Below are 17,304 nucleotides of genomic sequence, written 5' to 3' on the forward strand. Positions count from 1 at the left end.
CCAAATCGGTATAACGTTTTTTCAATAAAGTTCAAATGAATTTAATAATGTTTTTATATAAAGCCGTCTCTATAGTAGAGGCGGCATTTGTATTATATAAAGGAATGAACGATGCAATTATGAATCATTTGAAGAAGGTGGCGTATTTGCCAAACGGTTATAACTTTTAAAGGCTGAAATTGCAGATATAACACCACCTGTTAAAAATAAAGCTGAACCACCAACTAAAATAATACGACTGACGTACGTTTCACGAGCTTCTTCAACTTGTTCTTGTGACGGTGTTGGCATATAAATTCCCCCTCAATAATAATGTGTTTTGCAATAGTATATACAAATGCCTAACATGTGTTAAAAAAGCTGGATAGTTATAGGTAGAATCATCTAGTTGTTTTTAGTTTTGTAATAAAAAGTTATAGAAAGTTAAATGAATTCTATAGTATCCAAAAGCGTTTCAATTATTTGAAAAATCTTCATCCTAAATTTACGCTAACTTCACATGCAGCACAAATTGAAATTGTATTATGTATATGTACCAAATAAATAAAATTGTATAGCATTGCTGTTTTTAAATAATCAAAATCCTATTATTTCTATATAAGGGTCTTAATTGTATGTTAGAGATTACATTTTATTTAGAAGCAGATTTTAATAAAAAGGAATTCAAACAAAAGGGGAATGTCTTATGACAACATATACGAGCGAGATAAAAAAAGGTTTAGTTACTGAAGAAGATGTGGACATTTTAAAAATAATGGCGCATCCAATACGATTACAAATTGTAAATGAATTAAGTGTACGCAAAACTTGTAATGTAACGCAATTAACAGAAATATTAAATATTCCTCAATCGACTGTTTCGCAGCATTTATCAAAAATGAAAGGTAAAGTGCTAAGAGCTGAAAGAAGAGGATTAGAAATTTATTATTACATTAATAATTTAAAAGCAAGTAAGATTGTTAGTGTTTTAGGATATGTAAATTAATGAAGTGTTATTATACAAAATAGCCTCCGCTGTTAAGCGGGGGCTATTTTGTATTGTTTTATTTATTTGCATTTAAAATTTTATAGTTTTTATGATTTACAATTGTTCGGTCAAATTCAAAAGTACCACCGCTTACATCTGTAACTTCAACTAAGACCGATTCAGTGTATAGTTTTAGTACAGATGCTGTGATCTTTAAGTTATTTCGTTGAAATAGTATAGTATCGCCTACGTTTGCTTTCATAGTACCTCCTTATAAAAGTCAGAAATGTTTGTTTATTATATATATTAAACCACGTATAGATATATTAGTGAATGTTTAGTTTTTATTTATCAATAAAATATTTGTTGTTTAATAAAAATTAAAGTGCAACATTATGTAAATAAATTATATATTTTCTACTTTTATGTAGAAAATTGTAAAAAAACGTTGTAATTCTGTATGTTTCGTTAGGAAAACAAGATATACGGAAGTGGAAATGTATAAATGATGGAATTTTTGATTACAAGCATTGTAATGAGAAGCCAGATTACAAGACTATTAAATGATTTGTATCAAGAAATACAGACGCAACATGTTATAAACGTTGAAGAGTTAAATAAGAATAGGATGTTTTTTGTTTGTATAGGATAAGCAAAATATTGAAGTCCAGCCATGGTATAATTCGATAATTTTTTTGTAAAAGAAGATGTAAAAGCCTCCGTAGGTCGTACTGATGCAAAACATTATAAAAGCTGCTACGTATTTAACAAACAGTTTTTTTGTATTTCACCCTTCGTTTTATGTAACTGGTTCCATATATTTGACGCTCCGTCTTGTAAGTGCTTACATAATCGGTAACATCCTATACAATGAAGTTGTTAAATCGAATGAGGTGGCGAAAATGAAAATGAAAAAAGCATATTTAGCGAATAGCATTGAAATAGAAAGAGGAGGAGAGATGGTATGAAAAAATCATCGGTTAATCCATGGCTTGTTGTCCTTGGAACAGTCATAGTACAAATGGGGCTTGGAACGATATATACATGGAGTTTATTCAATCAGCCCTTAGTGAGTAAATACGGTTGGAGTCTTAACGCTGTTGCTATAACTTTCTCAATTACTAGTCTTTCTTTAGCATTTTCAACTTTGTTTGCAAGTAAATTGCAAGAAAAATGGGGACTTCGTAAACTTATTATGATAGCTGGACTAGCGTTAGGACTTGGATTAATACTTAGTTCACAAGCTTCCTCATTATTAATGCTTTATGTACTAGCAGGAGTTGTTGTAGGTTACGCAGATGGTACAGCATATATCACTTCACTATCCAATTTAATAAAGTGGTTTCCAGAGCGTAAAGGTTTAATCGCCGGTATATCTGTCTCTGCATATGGTACAGGTAGCCTAATATTTAAATACATAAACGCAATGTTGATTGATTCAGTTGGTGTATCGCAAGCGTTTATATACTGGGGTTTAATTGTTACAGCTATGATCGTGATTGGCGCTTGTTTAATCCATCAAGCTGCTGATCAAGGTGCAGTTCAGGAAACAAAAACTAAAGAATATACAACAAAAGAAATGTTAGGCACAAAACAAGTATACTTATTATTTATTATGTTATTTACATCATGTATGAGTGGCTTATACTTAATTGGCATGGTAAAAGACATCGGTGTTCAACTTGTAGGGCTTAGCGCAGCAACAGCAGCTAATGCGGTGGCTATGGTTGCAATCTTCAATACATTGGGTCGTATCATTCTAGGACCGTTATCAGATAAAATCGGCCGTTTAAAAATCGTTACTGGTACTTTTGTTGCTATGGCGACTTCAGTCTTGGTTCTAAGTTTCGTAGATTTAAATTATGGTATCTACTTCGTCTGTGTAGCAAGTGTAGCGTTTTGCTTTGGTGGAAATATCACTATTTTCCCAGCTATTGTTGGTGATTTCTTCGGTATGAAAAACCATAGTAAGAACTACGGAATTGTGTATCAAGGATTTGGATTTGGAGCGCTTGCAGGTTCCTTTATCGGTGCACTTCTAGGTGGATTCAAACCAACCTTTATGGTGATCGGCGTATTATGTGTCGTGTCATTCATTATCTCAATTTTAATTCAAGCACCTAATCAGAAAAAAGAAAAAGAAGAAGAGTATCGCAGCGTAGCGTAAATATTTAAATTATCTATAACACTATGATAACTAAAAAGTCCCCTATTAAATAGGGGACTTTTTTCTGATACATAATAAAATTAGGAAAGGAAAGTGGATAACGAACCACTTTCTTTTTTTCTTCATGAACTATTTTTAATTGTTTTTCTCTACTCAGCCTTTATGATTTACATAATTTTACTAATGGAAGGGCCAGTAAGTACCTAATTGGATTATATTGGAATACTATTGAGTGATGCATAATATATGAGAATCTTTGATTATATATAGGATATTCATTGAGAAATGCAAGATGAAAAATAAAATATTTTCAGAAAAATGTTGAGAAAAGAAAAACTTAAATTTTTGATAAAGTATTGTAGGTGAAGAAATCTACAGGTTCTCTTTTGGAATTTCAAAAAAGATGATAAGAAATTATAGATTAAATTTTTATTTAAAGTACTATGTAATGCTTAAAGATGAAGCATTACATGGAAACGTAAAAAAAATTTTATCTGAAAAATAAAAAAAGATTGACAAGTATATTGAGAAACATTATCATTTCGATGTAGATACAGAAAATGAAAATCATTATCAATAGATTGGTTTTGTTTCCTTTTCTATAATTAAGTAATAGAAAACACACTTGACCAATTAGTTTAGTAAGTGTATTATTTTTTACATCATAATTGATAATGAAAATCATTATCGTTTATGTTGTTTAATGAGATTAATTTTTATATGAGAGGATAGAGGAAATGAACTTAGGGGAATTTGATGGAAAAACCGTTTTAGTAACAGGTGCCGCTCAAGGTATAGGTAGTGTTGTAGCAAAAATGTTTTTAGAAAGAGGAGCTACAGTTATTGCGGTTGATCAAAATGCAGAAGGGCTTAATATGTTTTTAAATCATTATGCATCAAATGAAAGTCGTATTAAGACGTTTTATTTAGATGTGAGTGATAGTGTCGCTGTTGAAGAGGTAGTAGAACGAATTGAAAATGATATAGCGCCAATAGATATATTAGTAAATGTTGCAGGGGTTCTACGTATGGGAGCGATTCATTCTTTAAGTGACGAAGAATGGAATAAAACATTCTCTGTAAATACTACAGGAGTTTTCTATATGTCCCGAGCAGTAAGTAAACATATGATGTTAAGGAAGTCAGGGGCAATTGTTACAGTTGGTTCAAATGCAGCAAATACTCCGAGAATGGAGATGGCTGCGTATGCTGCATCAAAAGCTGCAACGACGATGTTCATGAAGTGTTTAGGATTAGAACTTGCAGCATACAATATTCGTTGTAACTTAGTTTCTCCGGGTTCTACTGAAACTGAAATGCAAAGATTACTATGGGCTGATGAGAATGGAGCTAAAAATATAATTGCTGGTTCTCAAAATACATATAGACTCGGAATTCCTTTACAAAAAATTGCACAACCTTCAGAAATTGCTGAAGCAGTATTGTTTTTAGCTTCAGATAAAGCAAGTCATATTACAATGCACAATTTATGTGTAGATGGCGGAGCTACATTAGGAGCTTAATAAAAAATTCAGGAGGTTATTATACTATGAATGAACTTACAGCCGTAAAGGAACTGTCAGAAAAACTTTTAGAAGATTATAAGACTGAATCTTCATTCTTTTTTGCTTCACCAAATCGAACGATATTGGCAGAAGGAGAGTTTACTACAGTAAAACATAGTGAAATCGAAAGTTTTCCAGAGCTTGTAAAGGCGGTATTAAGTAATGCCAAACAGGATGGAAATCCAAATCCTATCGTTGTAGGAGCTTTGCCATTTGATCGTAGAAAAGAAGTTCAACTTATTGTACCAGAATATTGCAGAATTACTGAGCGTTTACAGTTAGAAAAAACAAATGAGATAAAACAAAATGAGAAACTGGCATTTGAAATGACACCAGTTCCAGAGCCTGAAGTTTACATGAATGGTGTGAAGCAAGGAATAGCAAAAATTCAGGACGGAGATTTAAAGAAAATCGTGCTATCTAGATCGTTGGATGTTAAATCTTCAGAGGTAATTGATAAACAAAAGCTTCTTCGTGAATTAGCAGAACATAATAAGCACGGCTACACATTTGCTGTTAATTTACCGAAAGATGAAAACGAGAAAAGTAAGACGTTAATTGGAGCAAGCCCTGAATTACTTGTTTCACGTCATGGTATGCAAGTAATTTCTAATCCGTTAGCTGGTTCAAGACCACGTAGTGATGATCCAGCAGAAGATAAAAGAAGAGCAGAAGAATTACTTTCTTCTCCAAAAGATTTACATGAACATGCGGTAGTAGTTGAAGCGGTTGCCGCTGCACTTCTTCCATATTGTCATACATTACATGTTCCGGAAAAACCATCAGTTATTCATAGTGAAGCAATGTGGCATTTGTCTACAGAAGTGAAAGGTGAACTTAAGGATCCAAATACTTCTTCTTTAGAATTAGCAATTGCTCTTCATCCTACGCCAGCAGTTTGCGGAACTCCAATGGAAGAAGCGAGAGAGGCTATTCAACAAATTGAGCCATTTGACCGTGAATTCTTTACAGGCATGTTAGGGTGGAGCGATCTAAATGGAGATGGCGAATGGATTGTTACAATTCGATGTGCTGAAGTGCAAAAAAATACACTTCGATTATTTGCAGGAGCTGGAGTTGTTGCTGAATCAAAACCAGAAGAGGAGTTAGCGGAGACATCAGCTAAATTTCAAACAATGTTAAAAGCTTTAGGGTTAAGTGATAATTCATTGAATGAAAAGTAGGGGGAAGAAAGAATGTTAACAGGTTATACGGAATGGCCAAAAGAATTAGTAGACCGTTATCGAGAAGAAGGTTGTTGGCTTGGAGAGACATTTGGTGCGATGTTAAGAGAACGCGCTGAAAAGCATGGAGATGAAATTGCGATTGTAAGTAGTAATACACATATAACGTATAGTGAACTTGATAAAAAGGTAGATCGCTTAGCTGCAGGTTTATTGAATTTAGGAATAAAGCAAGAGGACCGAGTTGTTCTTCAGCTACCCAATGTTATAGAGTTTTTCGAAATATGTTTTGCACTATTTCGAATTGGAGCGCTTCCTGTTTTTGCGCTACCTTCACATCGAAGCAGTGAAATTAGTTATTTTTGTGAGTTTGGTGAGGCGAGCGCTTACGTTATTTCAGATAAGGCACTCGGATTTGATTATCGAAAACTAGCAAGAGAAGTGAAAGAGAAGGTTCCAACCTTACAACATGTAATCGTAGTGGGGGAAGAAGAAGAATTTGTGAACATAAATAATCTTTATATGGATCCGGTTCCATTACCAGAAGTTCAGCCAAGTGATGTTGCGTTTCTCCAATTATCAGGAGGGACAACAGGGCTTTCTAAATTAATTCCTAGAACACATGATGACTATATTTATAGTTTACGTGTTAGCGCTGAAACTTGTAATTTGAATGCAGAAAGCGTCTATATGGCAGTGCTTCCAGTAGCACACAATTACCCGATGAGTTCTCCAGGAACTTTTGGAACGTTCTACGCGGGTGGAAAAGTAGTATTGGCAACTGGAGGTAGTCCAGATGAGGCATTTGCTCTTATCGAAAAAGAAAAAGTTACGATTACAGCGCTCGTTCCACCATTAGCAATGATTTGGCTTGATGCAGTTGATTCGCGTACCAACGATTTATCGAGCCTACAAGTGCTTCAAGTAGGTGGAGCGAAATTTAGCGCTGAAGTTGCAAAGCGAATACGCCCTACATTCGGATGTACGTTACAACAAGTATTTGGTATGGCGGAAGGGTTAGTAAATTACACAAGACTAGATGATCCAGAAGAAATCATTATTCATACACAAGGTAGACCGATGTCTACATTTGATGAAGTTCGAGTTGTTGATGAAAATGATAATGATGTTAAGCCTGGTGAAGTAGGTAGTTTATTAACAAGAGGACCATATACAATTCGTGGCTATTATAAAGCGGAAGAGCATAATGTAAGATCATTTACAGAAGATGGTTTTTATCGCACAGGTGATCTTGTAAAAGTAAATGAACAAGGTTACATCATTGTAGAAGGAAGAGATAAAGATCAAATTAACCGTGGTGGTGAGAAAGTTGCTGCGGAAGAAGTTGAAAATCATCTTTTAGCACACGAGGCAGTACATGATGTAGCAATTGTATCTATGCCTGACGATTATTTAGGAGAACGCACTTGCGCTTTTGTTATCGCTCGTGGACAAGTCCTAACTGCAAACGAATTAAAAATGTTCTTAAGAGAACGTGGTATAGCAGCTTATAAGATTCCAGATCGAATTGAATTTATTGAATCATTCCCACAAACAGGTGTTGGAAAAGTAAGCAAAAAAGAATTACGTAAAGTCATTGCTGAAAAACTTATTACAGTAAAACAATAATAAAAATCGGAAGGAAGTGATTAGATGGCTATCCCATCTATTTCAGTATATAAAATGCCAGTTGAATCAGAACTACCAAAAAATAAAGTGAATTGGACACCGGATCCGAAACGTGCAGTTCTTCTAATCCACGACATGCAAGAATATTTTCTTGATGCATATAGCGATAAAGAATCGCCAAAAGTAGAACTAATTTCAAATATTAAGGTGATAAGAGAAAGATGTAAGGAACTTGGTATACCGGTTGTTTATACAGCACAACCTGGTGGACAAACGTTAGAACAACGAGGGCTATTACAAGACTTTTGGGGTGACGGTATTCCTGCTGGACCGAATAAAAAGAAAATTGTCGATGAACTTACTCCAGATGAGGATGATATATTCCTAACAAAATGGAGATATAGTGCATTTAAAAAGACGAATCTATTAGAAATTTTAAATGAACAAGGAAGAGATCAACTTATTATTTGCGGTATTTATGCGCATATTGGCTGCCTTTTAACAGCTTGTGAAGCATTTATGGATGGTATAGAGCCATTTTTTGTAGCAGATGCAGTTGCTGATTTTTCACTAGAGCATCATAAACAAGCATTGCAGTATGCATCTAATAGATGTGCAGTAACGACATCAAGCAACTTACTGTTAAAAGATTTACAAAGTTTAAAAGGTGATGACGGTGAAGGGATCACTTTACAGGAAGTGCATGAACTAGTTGCACAACTACTTCGTGAGCCAATAGAGAGTATTGAAATTGATGAAGATTTATTAAATAGAGGACTTGATTCGGTCAGAATTATGAGTTTAGTAGAGAAGTGGCGTCGCGAAGGGAAAGAAATCACTTTTGCAGATTTAGCAGAACGTCCAACTGTTGATGATTGGTACCGTTTACTATCTTCACAAACAGCACAGGTGCTGTAACAAATAGACTACATAATAAAGGGGTAGTAAAGAATGCCTAACAGTCAAAAGATTCGTCATTCGTTATCATCTGCGCAGTCTGGTATGTGGTTTGCGCAACAATTAGATCCGCTTAATCCGATTTATAATACTGGGGAATATATAGAAATAAACGGAAATATTAATCAAGAAATTTTCGAGTTAGCTGTATGTAAAGTTATAACAGAAGCAGAAGCACTTCATGTTCGTTTCGAAGAGGATGAAATTGGCCCATGGCAAGTTATTGAGGAATCGTCAAAGTTTCATATGCATTTTATTGACGTTCGTAAAGAGGAAAATCCTGAAGAAGCTGCTAAGGTATGGATGAAAAATGATTTATCTATGCCCGTGGATTTAACAGAGGATAAATTATTTACTGAAGCACTTATTCAAATTGAAAATAATCGTTTCTTTTGGTATCAGCGCATCCATCACATTGTGATGGATGGCTATGGATTTTCACTTCTTAGCCAAAAGGTAGCGAATGAGTATACATCACTTATAGAAGAAACAAACAAGAATGAAAAGCCATTTGGCTCTCTTGCAAAAATTGTACAAGAAGATAATGAGTATCGTGAATCTAAACAATTTCAGAAAGATCGTACTTTTTGGTTAGAGAAGTTTGCAGATGAACCGGAAGTTGTAAATTTAGCAGAACGAGCGCCGAGAACATCAAATGGATTTTCACGAGAAACTGCTTATTTATCAAATTCTAGTACGAAAACGTTACTAGAAGATATCAATATTTCGTTAACGAGTTGGCCCGAATTTGTTGTAGCTGTAACAAGTATTTATATGCATAAATTAACAGGTGCAAATGATATTGTTTTAGGTTTACCGATGATGGGGCGTCTTGGTTCTGTATCTATTCATACACCAAGCATGGTAATGAATTTAGTTCCACTTCGTCTAAAGTTAACTCCAAATATAACTTTTGCAGAATTAATACAGCAAGTTTCTGAAGAAATTCGAGATATACGTCGTCATCATAAATATCGTCATGAGGAATTAAGAAGAGACTTAAAGTTACTAGGTGAAAATCAAAGGTTATTTGGGCCGTTAGTGAATGTTATGCCTTTTGATTACGGGCTTAACTTTGCTGGAAATCGTGGCATTACACATAATTTATCAGCAGGACCTGTCGATGATTTATCGATAAATGTATATAAGCGCTTCGATGAAAATGAGCTAATGATTCATTTTGATGCGAATCCGGAAGTATATAGCGATACGGAACTAGCATTGCATAAAGAAAGATTTATGAATCTATTAGAATTAGTGATAAATAATTATCACAAAGACGAGCCGATTGGAAAAATAAACATTACTCTTCCTGAAGAAAATCATAAAGTTTTATTGGAATGGAATGAAACTAAGAGAGCTGAAGAGCTAATTAATCTACCTATATTATTTGAAAAACAAGTACAAAAAAATCCAAATAATATAGCAGTTACTTGTAACGGGATAAAACTTACGTATAAAGAGCTAAATGAACGAGCGAATGAACTTGCAAACTATTTAGTAGAAGAAGGAATACAAGCAAATCAGTTTGTAGCCTTAGTATTTCCACGATCAATAGAAATGGTAGTTAGTATGTTAGCAGTTCTAAAGGCAGGTGCAGCATATTTACCAATAGATCCAGAATACCCAGCCGAGCGAATTAATTATATAGTAAATGATGCAAATCCGGTTTGTATCATAACACATTCATCTGTTTCATCTACTTTAGTTATAGAAAATGATATTAAAAAAATCATATTAGATAGCGAAGAAACGAAAATAGCGTTAAAAACATATTCTCATATGAATATATCATTTAAAAATAATGAATCACTTTTAAACCCAGCGTATACAATTTACACTTCAGGATCAACAGGAAATCCAAAAGGTGTAATTGTTTCTATGAAAGGTTTAAGTAACTTCTTATTGGCTATGCAACATACGTTTTCATTAAATGAAAAGGATCATTTATTAGCAGTTACAACGTTTGCGTTTGATATTTCTGCTCTAGAAATATATTTACCTCTTATTAGTGGTGCAAGTATAACAATTGCTCAAAAAGAAGTAATCCAAGAGCCTTCTGCATTAACGACACTTTTACAAGAAGAAAGAGTGACAATTATGCAAGCTACACCGACGCTCTGGCAGGCGTTAGTAACTGAATATCCAGAGCGGCTACAAGAGCTAAACGTACTCGTTGGTGGTGAAGCTCTACCAGCACATTTAGCAAATAAATTAAAAGAATTAGGTTGCTCTATAAGTAACTTATATGGACCAACTGAAACGACAATTTGGTCTACTTACATGAACATTGATGAAAGTGAAAGTGGTATACCTCCTATTGGAAAGCCAATTTGGAATACAGAAGTATATGTATTGGATGCAGGGTTACAACCAGTTCCACCTGGAGTTATAGGTGAATTATATATTGCAGGGGAAGGGCTTGCGAACGGATATTTAGGAAAACCGGAGTTAACAGCTGAACGGTTTGTTGCAAATCCTTATGGAAAAGCTGGAGCACGTATGTATCGCACAGGTGATCTTGTGAAATGGCGTAAGGATGGTGTGTTAGAGTACATTAGTCGCGCAGATCATCAAATTAAAATTCGCGGTTTCCGAATTGAATTAGCTGAAATTGAAACGGTATTACAACGACATGAAAATATTCAACAAGCGGTAGTAATGGTACGAGAAGATCGCCCAAATGATAAACGAATCATTGCGTATATCGTTGCCGAAGAGAAGGAACCAATTAATCTTTCGGAAATTCGTTCTTATGTTTCAGAAAGTTTAGCGAATTATATGGTACCATCGGCATTTGTTGTGCTAGAAGAATTACCATTAACGCCAAATGGTAAGGTTGATAGAAAGAAATTACCTGCTCCTGATTTTAATGGAATGAACAATGAGAGAGTTGCTAGAAATCCGAAAGAAGAAATATTATGTGATTTATTTGCTGAGGTACTTGGTGTTTCACGAATTAGTATAGATGATAATTTCTTTGAAATGGGTGGCCATTCGCTTCTTGCATCTCGTTTAATGGCAAGAATTCGTGAAACGTTAAGTGTAGAATTAGGAATCGGAAAACTATTTGAATTACCAACTGTTGCTGAATTAGCGAAACAATTGGATCATGCAAAAAGCGCAAGACCAGCTATTAAGAAAGTAAGTAGACCAAATGAAGTTCCACTTTCATTTGCACAGCGCAGGTTATGGTTCTTAAATTGTTTAGAGGGTCCAAGTCCTACTTATAATATTCCGTTAGTCATTCGTATGTCAGGAGAATTGAACGAGGAAGCACTGCAAGGTGCCTTTTATGATGTTGTTGAAAAACATGAAACACTTAGAACGATTTTCCCGAATTCACTTGGTAGTTCATATCAAAGAATTCTAGAAATGGATAAATTGAATCTAAAAATGACCATAACAAAAACAGGTAAGGATGAATTAGAAAGTGTACTTTCAGAGGCGGTAAAATATAGCTTTAACCTTGATGTTGAGCCAGCAGTTCGTTTACAACTTTTTAAAGCAAGTGAAAATGAGCATGTATTACTAATTCTTTTACATCATATTGTAGGAGATGGATGGTCATTACAACCGTTAACGAGAGACTTTACAGCGGCTTATAAAGCACGATGTCAAGGTGACAAAGTTCAGCTGGAGACACTTCCAATACAATACGCAGATTATTCACTTTGGCAACAGCAACTATTAGGTGATGCAACTACACCAGAAAGTCTTATTTCAACACAATTAGATTTTTGGAAAGAAGAGCTAAAAGGTTTGCCAGATCAAATAGAGTTACCTACAGATTATCAGCGTCCAATTGAAACGAGTTATCGCGGGGAAACAATTCATTTTCATATAGATGAAGGTATGCATAGTAGGTTAGTAGAGCTTGCTCGTAAAAATGGAGTTAGTTTGTTTATGGTGTTGCAAGGAGGACTAAGTGCGCTATTTACGAGATTAGGTGCTGGTACTGATATACCAATTGGAAGTCCAATTGCCGGAAGAAATGACGATGCGCTATCAAATATAGTTGGTTTATTTGTAAATACATTAGTGTTACGTACAAATACATCAGGAGATCCAAGTTTTAAAGAATTATTAAATAGAGTGAAACAGGTAAATCTTGCAGCTTATGAAAATCAAGATGTTCCATTTGAACGACTTGTTGAAGTGTTAAACCCAGTACGAACTCGAAATAGTCATCCGCTGTTTCAAGTTATGTTAGCTTTCCAAAATACGCCAGAAGCAACGTTTGATGTTCCAGATTTAGAAGCGAACCTTGAAATTCAAAGTGTTGGCTCTGCAAAATTTGATTTAACATTTGAAATTAGCGAGAGTAACGGAGTTGATGGGACTTCAAAAGGCTTACACGGATTACTAGAGTTTAGTGCCGATTTATATAAACGTGAAACGGTTCAAAAACTAATAGAACGATTCATTCTGTTATTAGATGATGCAGCGAAACATCCTGATCAATCAATTGGTAGATTAGAAATATTAACTTTAGCAGAGCGAAATACAGTTTTAGAAAAGTGGAATGGTGGTTTTCAAATTGTACCTGAAATGACATTGCCACAATTATTTGAAAAGCAGGCTCATGTAAATCCAAATTCTATTGCTGTCGTCTTTGAAGATGAAAAGCTAACTTATGAAGAGCTAAATAGAAAAGCGAATAAAATAGCTCGTTTGTTAATAGCGAAAGGAATCGGTCCTGATCAACTCGTTGCTTTAGCGATGCCGAGATCTTTAAATATGGTTGTAAGCTTACTTGCTGTTCTTAAAGCTGGTGCGGGATACCTTCCGTTAGATCCGGATTATCCGTCAGATCGTATCTCATTTATGCTACACGATGCGAAACCATCATGTATTTTAACAAATTCAGATGTGGAAATTGAATGTGAAGAGGCACTAAAGATTTTAGTTGATGATGTGAACGTAATAGAAGAAATTGAGAAATATAGTGAAGACAATATTGATGAAATGGAGCGCATTAAGCCGTTATCTCCTTCACATATTGCTTACGTTATTTATACGTCAGGCTCAACAGGTAGACCGAAAGGCGTTATGATACCTCATCAAAATGTAGTAAGACTTTTAGGAACAACTGATCATTGGTTCCAATTTGACGCAGACGATGTGTGGACGATGTTCCATTCATACGCTTTTGATTTCTCAGTTTGGGAAATTTGGGGACCTTTATTATATGGAGGGCGTCTAGTCGTAGTACCACATACTGTAAGTCGCTCGCCGAAAGAATTTTTACAACTGCTTGTTAAGGAAAAGGTGACTGTTTTAAACCAAACTCCATCAGCGTTCTATCAATTGATGCAAGCCGATCGTGAAAATGAAGAGATTGGTCAAAAATTATCTTTACGATATGTTGTGTTTGGAGGAGAAGCACTTGAACTAAGTCGATTAGAAGATTGGTATAGTCGTCATCCTCATAACTCACCGAAGCTTATTAATATGTACGGTATAACGGAGACGACGGTACATGTTAGTTATATTGAATTAGATGAGAGCATCGTCTCTTTACGGGCAAATAGTTTAATCGGGTGCAGTATACCGGATCTTAAAGTATACGTATTAGATAACTATTTACAACCGATGCCACCTGGAGTAGTTGGAGAAATGTATGTTGCAGGTGCAGGACTGGCTCGTGGATATTTAGGAAGAGTAGGATTAACTGCTGAACGTTTTATCGCAGATCCATTTGGTAAGCCAGGTACAAGAATGTATCGTACAGGAGACCTAGCGCGCTGGCGTCAAGATGGGACGTTAGATTATATAGGACGTGCAGATCATCAAATTAAAATTCGTGGATTCCGAATTGAATTAGGGGAAATAGAAGCGGTAATAATGAAACATCCTAAAGTTGAACAAGTAGCTGTTATTGTACGGGAGGATCAACCAGGGGATAAACGATTAGTTTCTTATATCGTCGCATCAAATAATGAAACGATTGATACGAATGAAATGCGTCAGCATGCTGGTGGTAGTTTACCAGATTACATGGTTCCCTACGCTTTTGTAGTAGTAAATGAGTTACCTTTAACTCCAAACGGTAAATTAGATAGAAAGGCATTGCCAGCTCCAGAATTTATTGCATCATCTTCTAGCCGCGGACCAAGAACACCGCAAGAAGAAATGTTATGTGACTTGTTTACAGAAGTTTTAAGTGTGTCTCAAATTGGAATTGATGACGGATTCTTTGATCTTGGTGGTCATTCACTTCTTGCAGTACAGCTTATGAGTCGCATTAAAGAGGCACTTGGAGTGGAACTAAATATCGGAACTTTATTTGCAGCACCTACTGTTGCAGGGCTTGCTGAAAGACTTGAAATGGGGAATGGTCAAAGTGCACTTGATGTGTTGCTTCCATTACGAGCAAGCGGAGATCAATTACCACTATTTTGTGCACATCCAGCGGGTGGATTAAGTTGGTGCTATGCAGGACTTATGAAATCTTTAGGAACAGATTATCCAATCTATGGTGTACAAGCACGTGGTATCGCTGAAAACGAAGAACTTCCAAAAAGCTTAGAGGAGATGGCGGCGGATTATTTGAAACACGTTCGTGAAGTACAGCCTCACGGACCGTATCGTTTACTCGGTTGGTCGCTTGGAGGAAATGTTGTTCATGCAATGGCAGCGCAACTACAAAATGAAGGGGAAGAAGTAGAATTACTCGTTATGCTTGATTCGTATCCTGGTCACTTCTTACCGAATACGGAAGCACCTACTGAAGAAGAAGCGTTAATCGCATTACTTGCTTTAGGTGGATATGATCCAGATAACATGGATGGTAAACCACTTACTATGGAAAGTGCGGTTGCAATACTTCGCAAAGATGGAAGTGCATTAGCAAGTCTTGAAGAAGAGACTATTTTGAACTTGAAAGAAACATATGTAAATTCGGTAGGGTTGTTAGGGAAATACGTACCGAAAGTTTATAACGGGGATATTTTATTCTTTAGATCTACTGTTATACCAGACTGGTTTGATCCTATTTCTCCAAATACGTGGCTAAATTATTTAGACGGGGAAATCGTGCAGTATGATATTGATTGTAGACATAAAGATTTATGTCAACCAGGTCCACTTACAGAAATTGGACAAGTATTAGCGAAATATTTGCAGAATAAGAAAGGGGTAAGTAAAGTATGACGAATCCGTTTGAAAATGATAATTACACATATAAAGTATTAATGAATGAGGAGGGCCAGTATTCTCTCTGGCCTGCTTTCCTCGATGTACCTATTGGTTGGAATGTCGTACATGAAGAAGCTAACAGACAAGTTTGCTTAGAATACGTTGAAGTTAACTGGAACGATTTAGATCCGAAAAAAAATCAAATTAGCGAAAAAATATTAGTAGGAAAACAATAATGAAAGCAAAAATAAATCCAAAAGTAGTTGTAAGCATCGTTTATATAACAGCGATGTTTATGGCTGCGATGGATGCAACGATTGTGAATGTAGCACTGCAAACGATAAGTAAAGAACTACAAGTGCCCCCGTCTGCAATGGGGACAGTAAATGTTGGGTATTTAGTTAGCTTAGCTGTTTTTCTTCCGATTTCTGGTTGGTTAGGCGATCGCTTTGGTACGAAAAAAGTATTTTTAACTGCCCTTTTCGTTTTTACAATTGCATCTGCATTATGTGGAATTGCTAATGATATTACTTCATTAAACATTTTTCGTATCATTCAAGGTGCTGGTGGTGGGCTTTTAACACCAGTCGGGATGGCGATGCTATTCCGAACATTTTCACCAGAGGAAAGACCAAAAATTTCTCGATTTATTGTACTTCCAATTGCTGTAGCACCAGCGATTGGACCAATTATTGGTGGTTTCTTTGTAGATCAAATGTCTTGGCGCTGGGCATTTTATATTAATTTGCCGTTTGGTATCATTGCCTTGCTATTTGGACTTCTATTTTTAGCAGAGCACATTGAAAAATCAGCTGGTCGTTTTGATTCTCTCGGTTTTATTCTTTCAGCACCAGGTTTTGCAATGCTCATCTATGCACTCAGTCAAGGTCCGGCAAAAGGTTGGATTTCTCCAGAAATAATAAGTACTGGGATAGCTGGGATTGTATTCATTACATTGTTTATAATTGTAGAACTGAAAGTAAAGCAACCGATGTTAGATTTACGCTTATTAAAAGAACCAGTTTTTAGAAAAATGAGTCTCATATCTTTGTTTTCATCTGCTGGTTTACTAGGAATGCTATTTATTTTTCCGCTTATGTATCAAAATGTAATAGGGGTTTCCGCGCTGGAATCAGGTCTTACGACATTCCCGGAGGCGATTGGATTAATGATTTCTTCACAGATTGTGCCATGGTCATATAAGAAATTAGGAGCTCGAAAGGTAATCTCTATTGGATTAGTAAGTACGGCGGTTATATTTGTTTTATTAAGTTTTGTAAATCATGATACGAATCCATGGCAAATTCGGGCACTATTGTTTGGCATTGGTATTTTCTTAGGTCAATCTGTCGGTGCGGTTCAATTTTCTGCTTTTAACAATATTGCACCACCTTCTATGGGGAGAGCAACTACTATATTCAATGTGCAAAACCGATTAGGATCTGCAATAGGAGTTGCTGTTTTAGCTAGTATACTATCTGGTTTTGGAAGTAATAACGTACAGAATAATGCACAATCAGATTTCTTACCATATCAAGCGGCATTAATTGGATCAGCGGTATTTTTACTTGTAGCATTACTATTTTCTTTACGTATTTCCGATAAAGAGGTAATGTCAAAGAAGAATAAAAAGCCGTTATCTGTATTACAAAAAGAGAAAGAAGTTGTAAATGAATGAGTTGCAGCATGCTAATA

Annotated in this window: 12 protein-coding genes; 10 read left to right on the forward strand and 2 right to left on the reverse strand. The window is 35.5% G+C overall.

The window, feature by feature from the left end; all coding sequences use genetic code 11:
* Window positions 1-117: 117 nt before the first annotated feature.
* On the reverse strand, window positions 118-291 hold the full coding sequence (locus NSQ47_RS06280; RefSeq protein ID WP_002157923.1) for a hypothetical protein: 174 nt from the start codon (window positions 289-291) through the stop codon (window positions 118-120).
* A gap of 394 nt (window positions 292-685) precedes the next feature.
* Here NSQ47_RS06280 and NSQ47_RS06285 point away from each other — a divergent pair, with 394 nt between their 5' ends.
* Window positions 686-985 (forward strand): ArsR/SmtB family transcription factor, encoded by a 300-nt coding sequence (locus NSQ47_RS06285; protein WP_002157922.1) that lies wholly within the window; start codon window positions 686-688, stop codon window positions 983-985.
* A gap of 58 nt (window positions 986-1,043) precedes the next feature.
* On the opposite strand, the gene NSQ47_RS06290 is transcribed toward NSQ47_RS06285, so the two are convergent.
* Window positions 1,044-1,229 carry a YkvS family protein gene (locus NSQ47_RS06290; protein WP_002012762.1) on the reverse strand — a complete coding sequence of 62 codons (186 nt, stop codon included), beginning with the start codon at window positions 1,227-1,229 and terminating at the stop codon, window positions 1,044-1,046.
* Window positions 1,230-1,701: 472 nt separating this feature from the next.
* Here NSQ47_RS06290 and NSQ47_RS06295 point away from each other — a divergent pair, with 472 nt between their 5' ends.
* The 9 genes from NSQ47_RS06295 to NSQ47_RS06335 all read left to right on the forward strand — a co-directional run bounded on the left by NSQ47_RS06295 (window position 1,702) and on the right by NSQ47_RS06335 (window position 17,287).
* A complete protein-coding gene (locus NSQ47_RS06295) occupies window positions 1,702-1,935 on the forward strand; it encodes a hypothetical protein (RefSeq protein WP_033710371.1) in 234 nt (77 codons plus the stop codon).
* Window positions 1,932-3,134: an L-lactate MFS transporter gene (locus NSQ47_RS06300; protein WP_078174211.1), complete on the forward strand. Its 1,203-nt coding sequence runs from the start codon at window positions 1,932-1,934 to the stop codon at window positions 3,132-3,134. Before NSQ47_RS06295 ends, NSQ47_RS06300 begins: the two co-directional genes overlap by 4 nt.
* A gap of 737 nt (window positions 3,135-3,871) precedes the next feature.
* Window positions 3,872-4,657, forward strand: coding sequence for a 2,3-dihydro-2,3-dihydroxybenzoate dehydrogenase (gene dhbA, locus NSQ47_RS06305; protein WP_341036379.1), 786 nt, complete (start codon window positions 3,872-3,874; stop codon window positions 4,655-4,657).
* 26 nt (window positions 4,658-4,683) lie between these two features.
* A complete protein-coding gene (gene dhbC, locus NSQ47_RS06310) occupies window positions 4,684-5,883 on the forward strand; it encodes an isochorismate synthase DhbC (RefSeq protein WP_341036380.1) in 1,200 nt (399 codons plus the stop codon).
* A gap of 12 nt (window positions 5,884-5,895) precedes the next feature.
* Window positions 5,896-7,512 (forward strand): (2,3-dihydroxybenzoyl)adenylate synthase, encoded by a 1,617-nt coding sequence (locus NSQ47_RS06315; protein WP_341036381.1) that lies wholly within the window; start codon window positions 5,896-5,898, stop codon window positions 7,510-7,512.
* A 24-nt stretch (window positions 7,513-7,536) separates the two neighbouring features.
* Entirely contained in the window at window positions 7,537-8,430 is an 894-nt protein-coding gene (locus tag NSQ47_RS06320; protein ID WP_341036383.1) for an isochorismatase family protein, read from the forward strand.
* A 33-nt stretch (window positions 8,431-8,463) separates the two neighbouring features.
* The gene (locus NSQ47_RS06325) at window positions 8,464-15,624 is read left to right on the forward strand and encodes an amino acid adenylation domain-containing protein (protein WP_341036384.1); all 7,161 of its coding nucleotides are present in this window, start codon (window positions 8,464-8,466) and stop codon (window positions 15,622-15,624) included.
* The gene (locus NSQ47_RS06330) at window positions 15,621-15,845 is read left to right on the forward strand and encodes an MbtH family protein (protein WP_098776332.1); all 225 of its coding nucleotides are present in this window, start codon (window positions 15,621-15,623) and stop codon (window positions 15,843-15,845) included. The genes NSQ47_RS06325 and NSQ47_RS06330 overlap by 4 nt, the downstream gene beginning before the upstream one ends.
* Complete coding sequence (locus NSQ47_RS06335) at window positions 15,845-17,287, forward strand: MDR family MFS transporter (protein WP_340823661.1); 1,443 nt, start codon at window positions 15,845-15,847, stop codon at window positions 17,285-17,287. The genes NSQ47_RS06330 and NSQ47_RS06335 overlap by 1 nt, the downstream gene beginning before the upstream one ends.
* Window positions 17,288-17,304: the final 17 nt, after the last annotated feature.

It is taken from the genome of Bacillus sp. FSL R10-2780, assembly GCF_038006125.1.
Classification (GTDB): Bacteria; Bacillota; Bacilli; order Bacillales; family Bacillaceae_G; genus Bacillus_A; species Bacillus_A cereus_U.

Coding starts and splice junctions, on each gene's coding strand:
- NSQ47_RS06280 (WP_002157923.1), bottom strand. CDS start 291: ATGCCAACACCGTCACAAGAACAAGTTGAAGAAGCTCGTGAAACGTAC.
- NSQ47_RS06285 (WP_002157922.1), top strand. CDS start 686: ATGACAACATATACGAGCGAGATAAAAAAAGGTTTAGTTACTGAAGAA.
- NSQ47_RS06290 (WP_002012762.1), bottom strand. CDS start 1,229: ATGAAAGCAAACGTAGGCGATACTATACTATTTCAACGAAATAACTTA.
- NSQ47_RS06295 (WP_033710371.1), top strand. CDS start 1,702: ATGCAAAACATTATAAAAGCTGCTACGTATTTAACAAACAGTTTTTTT.
- NSQ47_RS06300 (WP_078174211.1), top strand. CDS start 1,932: ATGAAAAAATCATCGGTTAATCCATGGCTTGTTGTCCTTGGAACAGTC.
- dhbA (WP_341036379.1), top strand. CDS start 3,872: ATGAACTTAGGGGAATTTGATGGAAAAACCGTTTTAGTAACAGGTGCC.
- dhbC (WP_341036380.1), top strand. CDS start 4,684: ATGAATGAACTTACAGCCGTAAAGGAACTGTCAGAAAAACTTTTAGAA.
- NSQ47_RS06315 (WP_341036381.1), top strand. CDS start 5,896: ATGTTAACAGGTTATACGGAATGGCCAAAAGAATTAGTAGACCGTTAT.
- NSQ47_RS06320 (WP_341036383.1), top strand. CDS start 7,537: ATGGCTATCCCATCTATTTCAGTATATAAAATGCCAGTTGAATCAGAA.
- NSQ47_RS06325 (WP_341036384.1), top strand. CDS start 8,464: ATGCCTAACAGTCAAAAGATTCGTCATTCGTTATCATCTGCGCAGTCT.
- NSQ47_RS06330 (WP_098776332.1), top strand. CDS start 15,621: ATGACGAATCCGTTTGAAAATGATAATTACACATATAAAGTATTAATG.
- NSQ47_RS06335 (WP_340823661.1), top strand. CDS start 15,845: ATGAAAGCAAAAATAAATCCAAAAGTAGTTGTAAGCATCGTTTATATA.